We start from the raw sequence: 18,532 nt of genomic DNA, 5'->3' as shown, positions 1-18,532 counted from the left end.
CCTCATCAGGAGCAAGCTCCATCAGAGATCCGCTCGACTTGCATGTATTAGGCACGCCGCCAGCGTTCGTCCTGAGCCAGGATCAAACTCTCCATAATAGAGAGCCAGAAGGCTCATTACTTTATTGCTGGTTTGCCTTCCGACGACCGAAGTCGTCTTCCGACGTTTTTGTTTCTTACGCTCAATGTTCAGTTTTCAAAGAACAATCGGTGTTTCTTTTTTTCAGTGCCGCTCGAGGCGACCTTTATAATATACCACAGCGCCCAATCGGTTTGCAACAAGTTTTTTATTCCAAAACCCGATTTTTTTTGTTGATCTTCTCGACCGCTTTCGCCGATCTTTTCGACCGCCCAAGAGGCGCGAGATCTAATTTAACACATGCAACCTCACGCGTCAACTGCCTGCGACAACATTTTTCGCAAAAGCTTATTTTTCATCGCATTCCGTACTTTCTAACACTGTCTGGACTTCTTCCAAACGAACTTAGGCCAGCAGCGTCCATTGCAACCCCAGCACCAGACCGATGCCCGGCACCCCTAGCAGAGCAACGGTTCCAATCGTAAACGGGTTCAGCGGAACATACCAACCGGTCACCCATCCCGAGAAGTTCAGCGCGTATAGCGCCAGCGCGGCCAACACCAGATGAATGCCGAATCTTGTCAGCCAGCCCTTAGGAACGTTGCGCCTTAGGAGCACGACGATCAGCGATAACCCCGACACGACTAGCAAGGCAAGCCAGAACATTTTCATTTCGCTTCTCGCACCTCCTTAATAAACTCGGCGGATTCGCCAAACCTTCCCTTTGCCTGTTTGAGCAGCATGCCCAGCTTTTTCTCGGCGGCTTCCAGACAGTAGATCGCATAGTCCACATGATCGTCGCCCAATGCATGCTGAAATCTCCATTCCGCAATCTTCCACTCCTGCTCGGCTCTACGAATGTCCGCAATCAGCGTCTCATTTTCGAGCGGCCGCGCCGCGCTTGATCTACGTTTTCTTAACCATTCCATATTGAAACCCTCCCCTTCGCTCATGCATCCCCTAATCGAGGGACAACCTATAGTTATTTCTATGAGAAGGCTGAAGTCTCTTAGAACTGCCAGATCATAAAGCAGGGTTACCCGAACGGCTTATCGAATAACCAAGGGAGGATATTGGAGGCTAATTCATGAAACCAATCGATACAAATAGGAGAGGAGCAGTAAAATGAAATTCGCCGAATATCGCTACGAACGCCCGGACGTGCAAGCGATCGAGCGCGACTTCAAAGCCCATCTGGGCACATTCGCATCCGCCGACAGCTTCGAGGAGCAAAACTCCGCCATGACGGAGCTCAACAAGCTGCGCAATACCTTCGAATCTATGAGGGAAATCGCCGGTATCCGCCATTCGATCAATACAGAGGACGAATTCTACAAAGCCGAGCAGGACTTTTTCGATGAAAGCGGCCCCGTGGTCCAGGAGTATGTGAACGATTATTATCGAGAGCTCGTGAATTCCCGCTTCCGCCCTGAACTCGAACGGAAGTGGGGCTCGCAATTGTTCCGGATGGTGGAGCTGTCGCTTAAAACGTTCAGCCCCGAGGTAATCGAAGATCTTCAGCAGGAAAATAAACTGACGACGAAATATGCCAAGCTGATCGCTTCCGCCAAAATTCCGTTCGAGGGAGAAGAAAGAACGCTCGCGCAATTGACGCCGTTCCAGCAATCGACCGAGCGCGAAGTGCGTCAGCGCGCTTCGGAAGCGGTAACCGGATTTATGTCCGCCAACGAAGAACAATTCGACAATCTGTACGACGAGTTGGTGAAAGTGCGGACAAGAATCGCTCGTAAGCTAGGCTTTTCCAGCTTCGTCGAGCTTGGTTACGCCAGAATGAGTCGAATCGGATACGATGCCGGAATGGTGGCGAACTTCCGCAAGCAGGTGCACGAGCACATCGTCCCCACTGTCACCAAGCTGAAGGAACGCCAAAGAAAGCGCATAGGCGTCGACCGTCTGCTCTACTATGATGAGAATCTTACGTTTCTGTCGGGTAATGCCAAGCCTAAGGGCGATCCGGATTGGATCGTGGACAACGGTTCGCGAATGTATGCCGAGCTGTCGCCCGAGACGGACAAGTTCTTTCGTTTTATGCGAGATAACGAATTGATGGATCTGGTGAGCAAGAAGGGCAAGCAAAGCGGAGGATATTGCACCTATATAAGCGATTATGGAGCTCCGTTTATTTTCTCCAACTTTAATGGGACGGCGGGGGACATCGACGTACTGACTCACGAGGCCGGACACGCGTTCCAGGTTTATGAGAGCCCTCGACTGGGCATACCGGAGTACAGCTTCCCTACTTATGAGGCTTGCGAAATCCACTCCATGAGCATGGAGTTTTTCGCTTGGCCGTGGATGGATCTCTTCTTCGAGGAAGAGGCGGATAAGTATCGTTACCAACACTTGGCGGGCGCATTGATCTTCCTGCCTTATGGAGTCACCGTGGACGAGTTCCAGCATTATGTGTACGAAAATCCGGAAGCGACTCCGGCGGAGCGCAAACGCGCCTGGCGCGATATCGAGAAGAAGTACCTCCCTCATCGCGATTACGCGGACAACGCTTACAATGAACAGGGCGGATTTTGGCATAAACAGGGCCACATTTTCAACTCGCCGTTCTATTACATTGATTACACGTTGGCGCAGATTTGTGCGTTTCAGTTCTGGAAAAGAATGCATGAGGATCGCGCCGAAGCTTGGGCGGACTACTTGCATCTGTGCCGTCTGGGAGGTACGTTGTCCTTCGTCGAACTGGTGAAGGAGGCCGGATTGGTCTCGCCGTTCGAAGACGGGTGCGTCACCTCGGTCATCGGAAGTATTGAAGAGTGGCTGAACGGCGTTCAGGATCAGACGTTATAGGAATATAGAAAACCCCGAGTTCGCCTTCGACGGCGGTCTCGGGGTTTGGCTTATCGCGATGGCGCGTCAATTCAGTTCTCTGCGACCTTCCAACGCCTTGGAGATCGTCACTTCATCCGCGTATTCCAAGTCTCCTCCGACCGGCAATCCGTGAGCGATTCGAGTGACCTTAATACCGAATGGCTTGACCAGCCGGGATAGATACATCGCCGTCGCCTCGCCTTCAATGTTCGGGTTGGTGGCCAGAATCAGCTCCTGTACCCGCTCGTCGCCTAGTCTACGCACCAATTCGGCGATGCGGATATCGTCCGGCCCGAGGCCGTCCATCGGGGAAATCGCCCCGTTAAGCACATGATAGTGACCATTGTACTCGCGGGTTCTTTCCATAGCTACGAGATCTTTCGGCTCCTGAACGACGCAGATGACGGAGGCGTCTCGCGCCTTGTCCGAGCAAATCCGGCACGGGTCTGTATCGGTAATATTACAGCAGACGGAGCAGTAAGTGAGATTGCGTTTGACGTTCACCAATGCCTTGGCAAAATCGATCACGTCTTCCTCTTTCATCCGTAGGACGTAGAACGCCAGCCTTGCGGCCGTCTTCGGCCCGATGCCGGGAAGGCGGGAGAAGGAGTCGATTAGCTTGGCAATCGGTTCCGGATAGAACAAGGGCTCAGTCTCCTCTAAAGAAGTTGTTCAAAAAATTCGCTTTTGATCACGAAGCAACTCAGGATGCTTATTCGACTTCGAATCTTGAATTCTAGAACAAGCCGGGAATCTTCATGCCCCCGGTATATTTGCTCATATCCTGATTAGCCAGATCGTCCGCTTTAGTAAGCGCATCGTTAACGGCAGTCAGAACGAGATCCTGCAGCATCTCGACGTCTTCCGGATCAACCGCTTCCGGCTTGATCTTGATGTCGAGAAGCTTCTTGTGACCATTGACGGAAACGGTAACGACTCCGCCGCCCGCCGATCCTTCGATCGTCTTGTTGCCCAGTTCCTCTTGAGCCTTCAGCATTTGCTCCTGCATTTTCTTAACTTGCTTCATCATTTGGTTCATGTTGTTCATGTCGTGCAACCTCCCGTAGTTTGGTTTAATCGTCCTTAATCGTGACCAGCTCTTCCCCGAACAGCCGTACAGCTTCGTCTACCCAAGGCTCGCGGCCGGGCTCCTCCCCCTCGGGAACAAGCTGCAGCTCTTCTGCCTCAGGGGAACCTCCGGGCGTGCCCTCGGATTCCGCGAGCACTTCTTGCCACTCCCGCTGCAAAGTCGTCACGAGCTGCGTCGGACTGCCGAAAATCGAGTTCAGCACCCCTTCGATTACGCCCCTGTTAGCCGGCTTCTCGGTCGTCTCCCGATGAATCGAGTTTTTGAAAGCGACCAGAATCGAGCCGTCCTCGAAGGAAACCGGTTCGCCGTCCACCAGCCAAGCATGAACGGTAACCCGCTCTTCCTTGACTCTCTGCATGATCTGCGGCCATTTGGCCAAGTAAGAGCCTGCGGAGCCGCGGGCGGAAGCGAATGCCGCCAGCTTCTGGCGCGACACCGTCGCTGCGCGCGGCGCCGTGGATGAGCCGGGGCCTGCGGAGCCGCGTGAGCCCCCGGACCCGGACGCCGGCTTGCCGCCCGGCGAAGCGATCGCCGCTCCGCCATTGGTCAGCGCACCCAGCTTGCTCTCCAGAGCTGCGAGCTGCTGTTTCAACTGTCCAAGCTCTTCGCGGCCGACTCCCGAATCCGCTGTACGGATAAGTGGCTGTTCGCCGGCATCTCCGGAGCATAGCTTAAGCAGCGCGATCTCGAACATCGTCTGAGGATGCGCCGCGTATTTCATCTCCCCTTGATAACGGTTCAACAAATCAATGATAGCAAATAACCGCTCGCGAGAAAATCCGGCAGACATTTCCTTCAGCTCCGCTGGGTTGCCGACCCTTCCCGAGGACTCGCCGGCTTCCGGAGCAAGCTGCGCCAGCAACAAATCGCGGAAATAATGCATTAGCTGCTCCAGACATTTTTCTGCGCTTTTTCCCGCTCTCATCATCTCGTCGATTTCCAGCAAAACCTTCGAAGCATCATTCTCTCTCACGGCAATCGCCAATCGGGCGAATTGCTCGGAAGGCAGACCGCCCGTCGCCTCCACCGCCAGCTCCAGACTGACTCGCCCGCCCGTGAACGAGGAGATCTGATCGAGCAGACTTAACGCGTCCCGCATGCCGCCGTCGGATAGGCGGGCAATATAGCGTAGCGCCTCATCCTCCGCAGCGATGCCTTCCTCTCCGCAAATCTCTCTCATCAATCCCGTCTGTTCCTCCAGCGGAACTCTGCGGAAATCGAATCTCTGACAGCGGGAGATAATGGTTGGAGGCAGCTTGTGAGGCTCCGTCGTCGCAAGAATGAACATGACGTGGCCGGGCGGCTCCTCCAACGTTTTGAGCAGCGCGTTAAACGCTTCCGTAGTTAACATATGAACTTCGTCGATAATATACACTTTACGCCGTACTTCTGTCGGCGAATATTTGACCTTGTCGCGAATATCGCGAATTTCCTCTACCCCGCGATTGGATGCCGCATCGATCTCCACGACGTCCATAACCGAACCGCTGGTAATCCGTTCGCATTGCGAACACGAATTGCAGGGCTCCGGCGAAGGGCCGTGCTCGCAGTTGACCGCCTTCGCCAATACTTTCGCTGCGCTGGTCTTCCCCGTTCCCCTCGGACCGCTGAACAGATAGGCATGCGAAAGGCGATCTTCGCTAATCGCATTTTGCAAAGTCTGAACGATATGTTGTTGTCCGACCATGTCCTTGAACGTCTGGGGACGCCATGCCCGGTACAAAGCTAAATGTGCCATTGCTAGTCGCTCCCGTCGGCTTGCCGTTTCATCCCCCATTATACATCATCGGATGGATGTGCTCCACCTTCGTTCAATAACAAGGAAGACCTACGATAAACAGCGCGCCGTCTCCATCGGAGGCCACTTCGATGCTCCCGCCCAAATCGTCCACGATGCGCTGACAGACGGACAGCCCCAGTCCCGTGCCTTGGGGCTTCGTTGTGAAGAACGGGTCGAACACCTTGTCGAGCGCTTCCGAAGGAATCCCCGGCCCCGTATCCTTGAATTCCACTGTAATTCGATTAGTCTCTTCTGAGATGCCGCACTCGCGAATTATTAATGTCCCTCCTCCGTCCATCGCTTCTATTGCATTTTTCCCAAGGTTCAAAAATACTTGTTTCAGCAACTCCTTGTCCGCCAAGATCGGAGGCAGCTCAGGCCGGGGCAAGTAAATCACCGTTACGTTATGCAGCAACGCTTCGTTGCGTATCATCGGCAATATTTCCTGAAGAACTCCCCCAACCTTCATCGAAGCTTGGCGCAATTCTTTGGGCCTGCTTAGCAGCAGAAACTCGCTGACCAGATCGTTCACCCTATCGAGCTCGGACAATACAATTCCGACGTAATCGTACTCCTTCTCCATATCGCGATCCCTGAGGGATTTGCTCAGAAGCTGCATAAATCCTTTGATTGCCGTTAGCGGATTGCGAATCTCGTGAGCCGTGCCCGCCGCGATCTGGCCGATCGTCTTCAGCCGATCCGAACGTCTGACCTGCTCCTCCAAAGCCATTCGGTGAGATACGTCCCGGAACAGTACGAAAGCGCCGGTCCGCGTCTCCCCTTCCATCAAATTTTCGCCGTCGATCATAAGCGTATGTAGTTGCTTGTCTTGCTTCCAGTTCAAGACCTTGCTGCGAAAGGTCCTTCCTTCGAGCAAGCTCCGGTCGAACGGATGAGGCTTCAACCCAACCTCGTCAAACCATAACTCCGCATGCTTACTCACGATATCGGCTCTTGGAAGTCCGCACAAGGACACAATCATATCGCTGACTTCCACAATGTGAAAATCGGAATCCAGCAGCATGACGCCGACTCCTTCCATGGATAGAAAGCGGTTGACGAATTGCCTGACGTAGCGTTCCCGCTCGGCTTCAATTCCACCTGCCGCACGGACTCCTTCAAGATTTGCCGATTCGTCCATCATTTTCACTTCACCTCCGGACAACGAGCCAGCAATTGTAAATATTCGGTATTCCGGGCGATTTCCCTCCTTTCGGCCTATATGAAAAAAAGCACCATGACCGAATCGTCATGGTGCTTTGCTCGTATGCGCGATCAGAACCGTGCACCTGATCTCGATAATTGCGATCCAGCCGTATAGGAGCGAGACGCTCAGGCAAGGCTGCCCCCCAGCACAAGAACTAAACCACTTACGGCTGCTTCCTTCCGGACCTGACCGGGTTCATGGCCGTCCCTCGCGGAGGACCTTGCCGTCAACACATCCACACACCTACCGGAACCTGCATCGCAAAACCTCAAACAGGAATTCAACCTCGCTGGAGCGGATTGCGAGTTACAGGGCACCGCTACCTCCCCGTCTAGCACGGCAAAACTAAGTATAGCGACTTGCGCGAGGAAATGCAACCGAAGGAAACACTTCCCGAAAAAAAAGCTTATTTCATCGATTGAACGTGAATTGTGTACCGAGGATAGTTGAATCGCAGCACTGTTGCCGCCTGCTGCTCGACCGTCGGGATTTCGCGCGGGGCCAAGCCCGCTTCCAGCTTGATGGTAACGTAAGCGTCCGCTCCGTTAAAGGTGATGGAGGAATCGGCTACGCCCGGCACATTTTTGATCGCCCGCCGCATGGAAAGATTGTCGTTTTTGTAATCCGTCACGATATGATGCCCAGGCAGCCCGGGATGGGCGTTCGTCTGGCCGAGATAACCGTCCTGCTTGTAGTTTTGCGTTTTCACGCCCGACCCTGTTTTTCCATTCGTTGCGCACCCGGTAAGCGCGAGCAGCAGACATAACCCGGTCAGTAACGCGATCGATTGTTTTCTCATGAAAAAAACCTCCCTTGTATCCCGTAGGATTTCAAAGGAGGCTTATCTCTATACGGTCTAATTTTGCCATGCGTCGATAACCGGAAAGGCTGGCGGCGCTCGCTGGCGATTGCGTAATTAGATGCCGTATTTTTTCTTAAACTTGTCAACGCGACCGCCCGCATCGATAAACTTCTGTTTACCGGTGTAGAACGGATGGCAAGCCGAGCAAACTTCGACTTTCAGATTCGACTTGATCGAACCTGTTTCGAAAGTGTTGCCGCATGCGCAAACAGCCGTAACTACGTTGTATTGCGGATGAATGGATGGTTTCACAGGTTTCACCTCTTTCTGCCCTGGATCAACAGTCGGATCCAGAGTATTAGACACATGAGGGATTATATCACAGCGCTGTCCGGCCATGCAACTGCTAATCCCCGCCGCGTTCTTCGGCTTCTTGCGCTCCGCGAGGTTTGCGGCATTTTAGGTTCTGACCTCGAACTCATCCATGAATATCCATGAACTGAGCTGAGTGACCTTCGCTTTGACATACCTTCCCGTCACCCCGCTCAAGCCGGTCATTTTATAATCCTTCGTCCGGGTTGCCTCTCCGACAGCGGGTTTGCTTACAACGCCGACCGAAGTGAAATTGATATTATCCGAAGATACGAAATACTCCACCTGCTTGGGCAGAAAAATATAACGCGGTTTGTCTTGCAAAAAGCCGGCGTTAATCTCGTCAATCGTCGAGACCGCTCCCAAGTCGACGACGAATTCGAGCGGAGCGGCGGCAAAATATCCCTGCCATTCGGCATCGCCGAAATTAGAGGTCGCTCGGATCCCGTCTGTTAATTGCCCGCCGCTATCCGGGTAATTCGCATGAGCGGGCTCGCTCGCCGTATATGTCTTGCCTAGAGCCAAATTCGTCGGATAGCTTGCGCCTGCCGGAGTCGTAACGTTCGCCGTCGCAGAGAAGCCCGACAGATTTCCCGCAGCGTCTATCGCTTGAATTTTATACTGATAGGCCGTGCTGGCGTCAAGCTGAACGTCGGTAAACTCGGACAGGCTCGTATACGTTCTGCCTACCCATTCGTCATTGCGATAGATTTGGTAGCCGACCACTCCGATATTATCGGTAGAACCCGTCCATAGCAGCTGAACGGTTTGCGAATCCAGCGCAGTCGCGCTTAGTCCCGCCGGAATTGTCGGGGCGACGGTCTCCACCGTTCCGTTGTCGTAATAATCTTTGTACGTATCGTAATAGAGCGAATTCCCTTGTTGCGGGCTGATATAATGATTAAAGCTGAAGCTTAAATAATTCGTTACGTACGGCTGCACCGCGTCCATATCGTCAACCATCGTCTGGATCGCCATTGGCTGGAAATCCAAATTAAACGTTTCCGTATCGGCCCACAGTTCGGTAGTCGGCCTTGCATTCGCAATGGCGCTCTGAGTGGCGGCGAACCAGTCGGCCAGCTGTCCGGTGGTTGCATGTCCTGCTCCCACGCCATCCTGCAGCGCGATCACGTCGATCGGGGCGACATCCAAAATATATTCCCACATGTCCTGCCAGCCTGCCAGATTCAATCCGCCCGCCGGATTAAAATAAGGCGAGATAACTACGGGCTTGTTGGGAGACAGCGTTTTAAGATGGGCGATTACGTTATCGTAGTAATTGGCCAGCCGTCCCCATTCGGTTGCGGTCGGAAAATTCCAGTTTTCCACCTCAAGGCTCAAGTACCAACCCTTAAATGAAGAATAGCTTCCATATTTCGTCCACAGGTCGTCCGCGAACGCTATCGCCGCATCCTCTTCTTGGTCCAGCCAAATTGGATCGTTGGCGTATTTGAAAAACCAATCGTCGTTGACGTTTAATCCCACATAAATATCCGTTCCGACGCTCTCGCCGGTCTCTAGGGCAAGCTCCATCAAATCCTGAGTCGTATTCTGCGTGTAACCCGTCACGGACGTCGGATAGACCGCCGTCTTGAACTTGCTGTTCGCCGTCCATTGCAGCACCAACTGGTCGATTCCCACGTCCTGCATGTACTCGAACTCCTCTTCCCACTGAGCGGCATTCCACGAATCCCCCAGATCCGGCTGGAGGAAAGTTCCGCTGAATACCGGCGGGCTCGTAGTCTCAGTCGTTATCGGAGCGCTCGCAGCCGATAGATTGCCCGCTTTATCCTTCGCTTTGACCGTATACGTATAGGAGGTTCCCGAGCTCAGCCCATCGATCGTTACATAGGGAGCGGCGGTAAACGCCACTACCGTCAATCCGGAATAGACGTAGTAGCCTGTCACGAGTACATTGTCCGTCGAAGCCGTCCATGAGAGGGTTACGCTGGAGCCGGTCGTTTCCGTTACAGCAAGCCCTGTCGGAACAGTGGGAGCATCGACGTCAATCACGGCCGGTTCGTCCTGCAGCGCTTCGATCTCATCGGCGAACGTCCACACCGAATCTCCTTGCTCCACCGCAACCTTCACGTATCTGGCCGTTGTATTCAGCAGGCCGGTAAGCCCGTAAGCGACGATCTGCCGCGTTCCATCCGTAGAAGGCCGAACGACAATGCCGGCCTGGACGAACGTCTCGCCGTCGACGGACAAGGAATACGTCACCTGGTCAGGCAGATGGATGCCCGTAACCAGGTCTTGGAGGAAACGAATGCTTAAGTCTGTGATCGGCTCCAATTCTCCCAGATCGATGACGAAGTCGAACGTTCCGCTGCCGAAATGCCCTTGCCAGGCGGAATCGCTATATACATCGGAAGCGTAGAGGCCGTCGGTCAACTCCGAACCGTTCGTATCCGGGTAGCTGACATGCGCCGAAGTGCCCGAGACATAAGATTTACCGGCGGCTGCATTGACTTTGCCGGGAGGGATGAGAGCGCTGGCATGCGAGTAGGGCAGCAATGCGAACAAGATGACGACAACCAATGCCACAACTGCAGTCTCTTTGCTGAAAAGTCTATGGCTTGCAACGGATGCGTTCATATTCACAATCTCCTTTATGAATCGGAATAATTGCATATGATCGTTGAATCGCCAAACCGCAACAGATAGAGAAAGCTATGCGAGCTGGGCTGGGGCGTGTATGCATACACGCCCTAGGTCGCTGTTTGCTGCCGTAACTACAGACCGAGGAAAAACTGCATCGTCTGATCGCCGAATCCAGGCAAATATTCATGACCGAAATCCGGATAAATCTCCAGACTTTTCGGCGCCGTAATTTTGTTGTAAACCGAGAACTGCGTCGATGGAGGGCAGCCGATATCCATCATAGAAATTCCCAGGATCACTTCCCCGCGAATCCGCTGCGCCAAATATTGAATATCGATGTACCCCAGCTTAGTAAAGATTTCTTGCTTGCGCCGGTGCTGAGGATCGTGAAAACGGAAAAATCTCTTTAATTCCTGATTGCCCGGGTCCAAGTCCAGATCGTATCCCTGCAAATAATCGCAAAGATACGGGAACGTAGGAGCGAGCCGCTTAATTCTCGGCTCCAGCGCACCGCACGCCAACGTAAGACCGCCCCCTTGCGAGGCCCCCATCGCCCCGATGCGATCCGGATCCACTTCCGGGAAGCCCATCGCGATCCCGGCCAATTGCGCCGTATCCAGGAAAATGTGACGGAACAGCAGATTGTCGGGATGATCGTCAAGTCCGCGAATAAGATGGCCGTTTAATGTCGTCCCTTTTACTCCTCCGGTATCCTCCGATTTCCCCCCTTGTCCCCGTACGTCCATGGCGATGACGGAATACCCCACGGATGCGTAGCTAAGTTTGTCGCACCATTCTCCCGCGCTGCCGGTATACCCGTGAAATTGAAGAATCGCCGGATGCGGAACCGGAGCGTTCTTGGGCCGAACGTACTTGGCATGGATTCTCGCGCCGCGCACGCCCGTAAAATACAAATCGAAGCAATCCGCATTAGGTGCCTGAAATTCGCTTCTGACCAATTCCACCTCCGCCTTTACCGCCCGCATCTCCGCCAGCGCTCGGCTCCAGTATTCGTCGAAATCGTCGGGACGAGGGTTGCGGCCCTGGTATTCCTGCAGTTGCTCCAGCGACATATCCACTAATGGCACAGGTTGTCATCCTCTCGTCGTGAAGTGCATCTATGCTTTAATGCCCGTTAACGTAATGCCCTCGATAAAATATTTCTGCGCAAAAAAGAACAAGACGACAATCGGCAACGTGAACAATGCGGAAGCGGCCATAAGCAGATCCCATTCCACGTAGTGCTCGGCCATAAACGCTTGCAGCCCCAACGTCAGGGTGTAGTATTTGTTGTCGTTCAAATAAATCAACGGCCCCAGAAAATCGGACCATGTCGCGATAAAGGTGAAGATCGCTACCGCCGCCAGCGCCGGCTTGCACAGCGGAAGAATAATTCGCGTAAAGATCGTAAACTCTCTGGCTCCGTCAATTCTCGCCGCATGGATCAAGGAATCGGGAATTGTCATAAAAAACTGCCTCAGCAGAAAAATATAGAACGGAGCTCCCGTAAACGTCGGAAGGATTAGCGGCCAGAACGAGCCAACCAATTGCAGCTTCTGAAAAATCATAAAGACGGGAATCATCGTCACTTGGTAAGGCAGCAGCATCGTGGCGATAACGATCGGAAAAATCATATTTTTGCCTTTCCACTCCACCTTAGACAGCGAATAAGCGACCAGAGAAGACGAGATCACCTGTCCGATTACGCTAAACACGCTGACATAAAACGTATTTAACGTATAGCGTACATACGGAATCCGCTCGAACACCCGAACATAGTTCTCCCATTGAAACTGTTTCGGAACGATGGACAACGATTGCGAAATTTCATTCAGCGACTTAAGGGAGGTACCCAGAAGCCACAAGAAGGGAACTGCAAAAATAAGGCCCAGCGCAATCAACACGAGATGAGGAACCACTTTACTGCCCAGCTTTCTCGCAGGCGACCCAATCACCTTACTCCCCCCCGTAAGTAACCCATTTCTTCGATGATTTGAAAATGGCCCAAGTGATGACTCCGACGAGAATGAACATCACCCAAGCCATCGCCGAGGCTTTACCCATTTTCAGATAGTAAAACGCGTTCTGGTACAAATAGATTGCGTACATCAGCAGCGAGTTTTCCGGGCCGCCGCTGGCACTGTTCAATCCTCCCGAGCTGCCAACGATAAAATAAGCCTGAGTGAAGTACTGAAAACCGTTAATAACCTGCATAATTAACTGAAACAAGATAATGGGAGATATGCCGGGAAGCGTGATATGGACAAACTTCCTTCCGAAATTGGCTCCGTCGATCTCTGCGGACTCGTACAGCGATCTGGGCACATCCTGCAACGAAGCAAGAAAAATGACGATAATATTGCCTACCGCCCATACGCCGATAATGAGCAGTGAAGGCTTCGTATAGCTCGGATCGCCGAACCAGCTCGGCTGGTAAACTCCAAGCTTCCCGAGCAACTGATTCAGCAAGCCATACTGTCCGTTCATGATCCAGATCCACAGAAGCGTCGAAGCCGCGATCGGCACGATTGTAGGCAAGTAAAAGATCGTGCGGTAGAAGGCCATCCCTCGCACCTTCATATTCAACAGCATGGCGATCAGCAGCGCGAAGATCAGATTAACGGGGATTCCGATCAGCGTAACGTACAGCGTATTTTTCAGACTTTTCCAGAACAGCTCGTCTTCGAACAGTTCGGAATAGTTTTTCAAGCCGACGAATTTCGGAGGCTGGAAGACATTAAACTCCGTGAAGCCGTAATAGAGAGACAGCAGAATCGGGTACAAAGTCAAGCCGACAAAGCCCACTAGCCAAGGACTGGCGAACAATAAGCCCTTGATCGTATTTTTCTTCACCGTGCACCTCCAAGATGCGGATCAAACCGCGTCCCATGGAAATTCCTCAGCTCCAGAGAGTAGGATTCTCCATGGGACCCGGTCCCGTTATTGCAGCTTCTGGCTCTTCTCTTCCGCCGCCTTCAGTGCGTCTTCCGCCGATTTCTTGCCGTTGGCCGCAAGCTCGAATTCATCCGCAATCACCTTGTTGTATTCCGCCTGCACCGAGATGGCCGGGAACGATTTTAAATTCGGACTCTTGGCCGCTTCGGCGAACGCTTGGAAATCCGGTATGCTCTGCAGTGACGGGTCGTCATAGAGCGAGGATCTGGCCGGCAAGCTTCCGAAATCCTTGTTCATCTTCACCATCGTCTCCTTGGACATCAGCCAGCTCAAGAACGCCCATGCGCCTTCTTTGTTTTTGGCGCTCTTGGCAATGAAGAAGGTCGAGCTGCTGACTTCTCCCCCGCCCGCCAATTCAGGCTTGCCCGCCGGTGCCGGAAGCGGCGCAACGCCGTAATCGAGATCCGTAATTTTGAGCACATTTTTCACGATATGTCCGAACCACGGTCCGTCGAAACGGATCGCCTGATTGCCTGTCATAAACGGATCGGTCGCATCCATATATTTGGCGGACGAGCTGAACTTCGCGATATTGTCTTGACCGAACTGCTCCCGGTAGGATTGGATCAGCTTAAGCGCTGTCAACGTTCCCGGATTGTTGGGAGTCAGCTTGCCATCGGCGGAAATATAATCGCCGCCCATTGCGTAAGTCATCGAATTCGGATAATAAACGAACGGATAGTCCGGGAACCCGAGCACTTTAATCGTCTTGTCGGTATTAACCTGAGTCAGCTTGACCGCAAATTCGAGCAGCTCTTCGTCTGTCTTGGGAGGGTTGGCGATACCGGCTTCGGCAAACAGCTTCTTGTTGTAGAACATCATATTGAAAGATACGTTGCTTGGAAGCGCATACAGTTTTCCGTCGTATTTAGAACTATCCAGGACGGCGGGCACAAAATCGGAAATATCGTAATTATCGCGCGCGATGTATTCATCGAGCGGTTCGAGAATGCCCTTCTCCGCGTAGGACGCCGTGTTAGAGCTAAAGTTGTCCGTCACGTCCGGTCCGCTGCCGCTGGATAGCGCGACGATGATCTTCTGCATATCCGGCACGGATAAACCTTTGACCGTATATTGATCTTGACTGCCGTTGAATTCAGCAATCAGCTTTTCCATCGCTTCTCCTTCCGCCCCGGTCCACAAGTACCAGAACGAAACCTCGGATCTTTCTTTGTTTTCCGACTTTGGCGACTCGCTTGCCGGTTGCGAGGAAGCTCCTCCCGCCGATTTCGAAGGTTCCGACGATCCGCCGTTGTTCGTGGAGCAGCCCGTTAACGACAGACTGATCGCTATGGTCGCGGTAAGAAATCCTGTGCCCAACTTTTGCAAACCCTTCTTATTCATGCTCAACCCTCCGATTGGTTTACTTTCTTGGTCAAACCTGATTTGCTTCCCAGCCCCCGAGAAACCGTTTACATTTTACTTTCGGCAGCATCACCCCCGTTGTCGCGAAGAATCTGATTCATCGCCCGCTTTTATGAAGGATATATTTTTTATGAAGAGTCGAATAGTTGGATATATCGTCCCGATAAAAGCGTGCCAAACCACCCTCTAAACTCTTTGCCACCTCTCTTGGATAAACATACTATTTTAAACAGCGACTGGCTGTTTTATCAACATCATAACAGGAATCATTTGGATTTGGAATATTTATTTTATTTTTTACTAAAAGTCGGATATATCCTCCTATTTATGCTGTATGATAGAAAAAGATTCGAAAAAGGAGGCTCTTTATGACCACTATCGTTTACCTTCCGCTCGACGAACGCCCTTGCAACGCTTTGTTCCCGGCACAGATCGCCGCCATGACCGACGTACGGTTTGTCGTCCCGCCCGTTTCAGCGCTTGGAAATAAAAAACAGGCAGCCAATCACGAGCGGATCGCCGAATGGCTACTTAAGGAAACGGAGGGAGCCGACTATGCGATCCTTTCCATCGACATGCTTGTTTACGGCGGGATTGTTCCGTCCAGGCTGCATCGGCTCGACGAACAAGAATGCCTCCGTCGGCTGGCTGTCCTGAAAAATCTGAAATCGGCCAATCCGCGCCTGCGAATATACGGCTTTAACCTGATTACCCGCGCCCCGGCGTACAATAGCAGCGAAGAAGAGCCGGATTATTATGCCGAGCACGGCGCGGATCTGCATAAATACGGCTGGCTGTCCGACAAAATGGAACGAGAGACGCTCACACCGGAAGAAACCGAGGAGTGGAGCCGGCTCCAGACCCGTTTGCCCCACGACGCGCTTCACGATCTCCTCGACAGGCGGCGAACGAATGCGGCGCTTAACGAAGCCGCTGTCCGATATGCGCAGCAGGGAACGATCGATTTTCTGATCATCCCCTTGGATGACAACTCCAGATACGGTTTTACCGCCTTGGAGCAGAGGAAGCTGCTTCACTCCGTGGAAGCAAACCGGCTGATGGACCGCGTTCATATTTACCCTGGCGCCGACGAGATCGGCTGTACTTTGTTCACTCGCGTCTTCTGCGAGATCAAGCAGTATCGTCCGGAAGTGTTCGTCCGCTACTCCTCTATTCACGGACCGGCCGTTATCCCCAAATACGAGGATCGCTCTCTCGGCGAGAGCATCAAGTGCCACCTGACAGCAGCCGGCGCTTGCATCGGCGACAGCTCGGCGGATGCCGACGTCGTGCTTATGGTCCATTCGGCCGCGATCGGCCAGCATGAAATGGCGGAAACGGGAATACCGTTCGGAGAGCGCCACCGCACTTATTTTTCCGAAATCAATTACCGCGAGTTCGCCCAGGCCATCCGGATGTATTCGAGCAAAAACAAATTGATCGCGCTCGCGGACGTAGCCGTATGCAATGGCGCCGACACGGTTCTTATGAACCTGTTGGAGGATTCCGGACTCCTGCCCGCTCTCTCCGCCTATGCGGCGTGGAACACATCCGGCAACTCCCTCGGAACGGTTATCGCGCATGCGATCGTAGCTTCTTATTATCGTAAAGAGGAGCAAGCTCCTGAGCGAAAGTCTCTTGAGAGGGAATTTTTGCTCTGTCGTCTGATCGAAGATTGGGGATATCAGTCGCTCGTCCGCGGGGATATCGTCGCCAACGATTTACCTGAGCTTGGCGGGGAGTATTTCAGCATCGATCACATTCGCGAGCAGGTTTACGAATTAATCCGCACGAAGCTGGACGAGTTTATCCGCAACCGCCTGGCGGATTTTCAGCTGGACCGTTACCGGCTGACTGAGATTCGACTTCCTTGGAATCGCATGTTCGAGCTTGACTTCAAGCTGCAAAGGATTGAAGCGGAGGAAGGATAAGGCGAGAAATTGGGGATGTCCCATAGATAGAGTTGTGTTGAAATGCTCGATAGACAAAGAAGGGGTATGTTGCCTCCCGTAGACGCTTCATACGCTACTGAAATTATCCGGTGTCGGGTTTCCCCATTCAGGATTCAGGAGTGTATAGCATCGGCAGGAGGTACATACCCCTTTACCTTGTTCATCGATAAAATCTTCAAGCAGCCTGAAGTGCTTACGGGATAGCCTTGTCGGCTATGGACGAGCAACCGGGGGCACGTGCGTATACGATCCGATCACGACGTCCGGCAGCTCCTGCTTATAGATTTCCAGCAGTGTTTTCATGCCGTAGATCTCCCCCTGAGCTGGCGGGATAAGCTCAAGATAAGCGTCCGGGTCGATGTTCAGATTGCGCATCTGGATCAGCTTCAAGCCGGTCCGCCGCGCAAAGTCGATCATCGCCTCAATCTCTTCCTCGCGATCCGTTACGCCCGGAAAGATCAAGTAGTTGATCGACGTATACACGCCCTTGTCCGCCGCGTACCGAAGCGACTTCTCCACGTTCTTGAGGGTGTAGCCCCGAGGTTTGTAGTACGCGTTGTAATGGTCGTCGAGCGCGCTGATCGTACTCACGCGCATCAAATCCAGGCCCGCGTCGGTAATTGCCCGCAGGTGATCGGACAGCCCCGCGTTCGTGTTGATATTGATGTAGCCGAGCGACGTCTGCTCGCGCACGCGCTTGATGGCTTCGATGATCGTCTTGGCCTGGGTTGAAGGCTCGCCTTCACAGCCTTGACCGAAGCTGATAATCGATTGCGGCGTCTTCAAGTGCTCCAGCATAATGTCGACGACTTCATCCGCTTCCGGCCGGAACTTCAATCGCGTCTGCGGAGCGACGAAGCCGCTGTCGTCCGGTTGCTCGGAAATGCAACCGTAGCAGCCCGCGTTGCATGAGAACGACACGGGAACGGCGCCTTCCAGACGCTGCAGGAATGTATTGGATGCGGTGAGGCATTCGTATTCCAGCGCGCAGTGAGACAGATGCTTGTATAGCCGGTTGTCCGGATACGTCCCAAGCAGCCGGTCGACTTCAAGCTTAAGCTCGTTGCGATCGCAGTTCTCGGGATTCCACGGCTCCGGGTCGTCGGTCTGCCCCGCCGCCACATAGAAACCGCCGTCCTTCCAGACGACCGCAGTGTAGCCGAACAGCGGGAATTTCTGCGATTTGTCCGTCTTCGAGTAGCCCGGCACATAAAATCGCGTAAAACCTTGCGGAAGCAGCGCCCCTACCGCTTGATAATTGCCGGGAAGAAGCTGCATTCTGCCGCTGTCCGGGTCCATGCCGATAGCCCTTGTGTGAGGCAAGCCCACAAGCGTCGCTCCCGCAGGAAGCGGAATGAGCTCGTCTTCGAGAAGCTCGACGAGGTTGTCGCCGCTGCGGGCTACGCCGTACAGCTCGGGATGATCGAATACGTTGCCTTGTTCGTCTGCATATACCAGGTGCATCGCTTAACCTCTCCTTCGAGAC

Annotated in this window: 16 protein-coding genes, 1 rRNA gene and 1 other RNA gene; 2 read left to right on the top strand and 16 right to left on the bottom strand. The window is 53.2% G+C overall.

What is annotated here, in order from left to right; all coding sequences use genetic code 11:
* From DFP98_RS36990 to DFP98_RS36980, 3 genes are all read right to left on the bottom strand, one after another.
* A 16S ribosomal RNA gene (locus DFP98_RS36990) occupies positions 1-98 on the bottom strand; the annotation flags it as partial.
* A 385-nt stretch (positions 99-483) separates the two neighbouring features.
* On the bottom strand, positions 484-750 hold the full coding sequence (locus tag DFP98_RS36985; protein WP_116065661.1) for a pro-sigmaK processing inhibitor BofA family protein: 267 nt from the start codon (positions 748-750) through the stop codon (positions 484-486).
* Entirely contained in the window at positions 747-1,007 is a 261-nt protein-coding gene (locus DFP98_RS36980; protein ID WP_116065660.1) for a DUF2508 family protein, read from the bottom strand. The genes DFP98_RS36985 and DFP98_RS36980 overlap by 4 nt, the downstream gene beginning before the upstream one ends.
* A gap of 196 nt (positions 1,008-1,203) precedes the next feature.
* Between DFP98_RS36980 and DFP98_RS36975 the strand changes: the two genes are divergently transcribed.
* Positions 1,204-2,898 carry a M3 family oligoendopeptidase gene (locus tag DFP98_RS36975; RefSeq protein ID WP_116065659.1) on the top strand — a complete coding sequence of 565 codons (1,695 nt, stop codon included), beginning with the start codon at positions 1,204-1,206 and terminating at the stop codon, positions 2,896-2,898.
* 66 nt (positions 2,899-2,964) lie between these two features.
* On the opposite strand, the gene recR is transcribed toward DFP98_RS36975, so the two are convergent.
* The 12 genes from recR to DFP98_RS36915 all read right to left on the bottom strand — a co-directional run bounded on the left by recR (position 2,965) and on the right by DFP98_RS36915 (position 15,073).
* Positions 2,965-3,564 (bottom strand): recombination mediator RecR, encoded by a 600-nt coding sequence (recR, locus tag DFP98_RS36970; protein ID WP_116065658.1) that lies wholly within the window; start codon positions 3,562-3,564, stop codon positions 2,965-2,967.
* A 91-nt stretch (positions 3,565-3,655) separates the two neighbouring features.
* Positions 3,656-3,967, bottom strand: coding sequence for a YbaB/EbfC family nucleoid-associated protein (locus DFP98_RS36965; RefSeq protein ID WP_116065657.1), 312 nt, complete (start codon positions 3,965-3,967; stop codon positions 3,656-3,658).
* A 25-nt stretch (positions 3,968-3,992) separates the two neighbouring features.
* Complete coding sequence (dnaX, locus tag DFP98_RS36960) at positions 3,993-5,747, bottom strand: DNA polymerase III subunit gamma/tau (protein WP_116065656.1); 1,755 nt, start codon at positions 5,745-5,747, stop codon at positions 3,993-3,995.
* 73 nt (positions 5,748-5,820) lie between these two features.
* Complete coding sequence (locus tag DFP98_RS36955) at positions 5,821-6,933, bottom strand: two-component system sensor histidine kinase NtrB (protein ID WP_116065655.1); 1,113 nt, start codon at positions 6,931-6,933, stop codon at positions 5,821-5,823.
* Positions 6,934-7,070: 137 nt separating this feature from the next.
* Positions 7,071-7,336: signal recognition particle sRNA large type (gene ffs, locus DFP98_RS36950), an RNA gene on the bottom strand.
* A gap of 66 nt (positions 7,337-7,402) precedes the next feature.
* Positions 7,403-7,795: a hypothetical protein gene (locus DFP98_RS36945; RefSeq protein WP_116065654.1), complete on the bottom strand. Its 393-nt coding sequence runs from the start codon at positions 7,793-7,795 to the stop codon at positions 7,403-7,405.
* Positions 7,796-7,912: 117 nt separating this feature from the next.
* Entirely contained in the window at positions 7,913-8,110 is a 198-nt protein-coding gene (gene rpmE, locus DFP98_RS36940; RefSeq protein ID WP_116065653.1) for a 50S ribosomal protein L31, read from the bottom strand.
* A gap of 147 nt (positions 8,111-8,257) precedes the next feature.
* The gene (locus DFP98_RS36935; protein ID WP_116065652.1) at positions 8,258-10,768 is read right to left on the bottom strand and encodes a DUF4434 domain-containing protein; all 2,511 of its coding nucleotides are present in this window, start codon (positions 10,766-10,768) and stop codon (positions 8,258-8,260) included.
* Positions 10,769-10,905: 137 nt separating this feature from the next.
* Positions 10,906-11,862 carry an acetylxylan esterase gene (locus tag DFP98_RS36930; protein ID WP_116065651.1) on the bottom strand — a complete coding sequence of 319 codons (957 nt, stop codon included), beginning with the start codon at positions 11,860-11,862 and terminating at the stop codon, positions 10,906-10,908.
* Between the two features lie 30 nt (positions 11,863-11,892).
* The gene (locus tag DFP98_RS36925) at positions 11,893-12,729 is read right to left on the bottom strand and encodes a carbohydrate ABC transporter permease (RefSeq protein WP_246017130.1); all 837 of its coding nucleotides are present in this window, start codon (positions 12,727-12,729) and stop codon (positions 11,893-11,895) included.
* Position 12,730: 1 nt separating this feature from the next.
* Positions 12,731-13,627: a carbohydrate ABC transporter permease gene (locus DFP98_RS36920; protein ID WP_116065650.1), complete on the bottom strand. Its 897-nt coding sequence runs from the start codon at positions 13,625-13,627 to the stop codon at positions 12,731-12,733.
* Positions 13,628-13,714: 87 nt separating this feature from the next.
* Entirely contained in the window at positions 13,715-15,073 is a 1,359-nt protein-coding gene (locus DFP98_RS36915; RefSeq protein ID WP_116065649.1) for an ABC transporter substrate-binding protein, read from the bottom strand.
* A gap of 389 nt (positions 15,074-15,462) precedes the next feature.
* Between DFP98_RS36915 and DFP98_RS36910 the strand changes: the two genes are divergently transcribed.
* Positions 15,463-17,025: a DUF4127 family protein gene (locus DFP98_RS36910; RefSeq protein WP_116065648.1), complete on the top strand. Its 1,563-nt coding sequence runs from the start codon at positions 15,463-15,465 to the stop codon at positions 17,023-17,025.
* Positions 17,026-17,259: 234 nt separating this feature from the next.
* On the opposite strand, the gene DFP98_RS36905 is transcribed toward DFP98_RS36910, so the two are convergent.
* Positions 17,260-18,510 carry a radical SAM family protein gene (locus tag DFP98_RS36905; protein ID WP_116065647.1) on the bottom strand — a complete coding sequence of 417 codons (1,251 nt, stop codon included), beginning with the start codon at positions 18,508-18,510 and terminating at the stop codon, positions 17,260-17,262.
* Between the last annotated feature and the right edge of the window lie 22 nt (positions 18,511-18,532).

Source organism: Cohnella phaseoli, from assembly GCF_003386235.1.
Lineage (GTDB): Bacteria > Bacillota > Bacilli > Paenibacillales > Paenibacillaceae > Cohnella > Cohnella phaseoli.
The sequence above is the reverse complement of the archived record's forward strand: the minus strand, read 5'-3'. Positions and strand labels throughout refer to the sequence as shown.

What these genes read in the sequence shown, in the direction of transcription:
- DFP98_RS36965 (WP_116065657.1), bottom strand. Translation starts at nt 3,967, where the DNA reads ATGAACAACATGAACCAAATGATGAAGCAAGTTAAGAAAATGCAGGAG.
- DFP98_RS36915 (WP_116065649.1), bottom strand. Translation starts at nt 15,073, where the DNA reads ATGAATAAGAAGGGTTTGCAAAAGTTGGGCACAGGATTTCTTACCGCG.
- dnaX (WP_116065656.1), bottom strand. Translation starts at nt 5,747, where the DNA reads ATGGCACATTTAGCTTTGTACCGGGCATGGCGTCCCCAGACGTTCAAG.
- DFP98_RS36935 (WP_116065652.1), bottom strand. Translation starts at nt 10,768, where the DNA reads ATGAACGCATCCGTTGCAAGCCATAGACTTTTCAGCAAAGAGACTGCA.
- DFP98_RS36905 (WP_116065647.1), bottom strand. Translation starts at nt 18,510, where the DNA reads ATGCACCTGGTATATGCAGACGAACAAGGCAACGTATTCGATCATCCC.
- DFP98_RS36945 (WP_116065654.1), bottom strand. Translation starts at nt 7,795, where the DNA reads ATGAGAAAACAATCGATCGCGTTACTGACCGGGTTATGTCTGCTGCTC.
- DFP98_RS36955 (WP_116065655.1), bottom strand. Translation starts at nt 6,933, where the DNA reads ATGATGGACGAATCGGCAAATCTTGAAGGAGTCCGTGCGGCAGGTGGA.
- DFP98_RS36910 (WP_116065648.1), top strand. Translation starts at nt 15,463, where the DNA reads ATGACCACTATCGTTTACCTTCCGCTCGACGAACGCCCTTGCAACGCT.
- DFP98_RS36980 (WP_116065660.1), bottom strand. Translation starts at nt 1,007, where the DNA reads ATGGAATGGTTAAGAAAACGTAGATCAAGCGCGGCGCGGCCGCTCGAA.
- DFP98_RS36985 (WP_116065661.1), bottom strand. Translation starts at nt 750, where the DNA reads ATGAAAATGTTCTGGCTTGCCTTGCTAGTCGTGTCGGGGTTATCGCTG.
- DFP98_RS36975 (WP_116065659.1), top strand. Translation starts at nt 1,204, where the DNA reads ATGAAATTCGCCGAATATCGCTACGAACGCCCGGACGTGCAAGCGATC.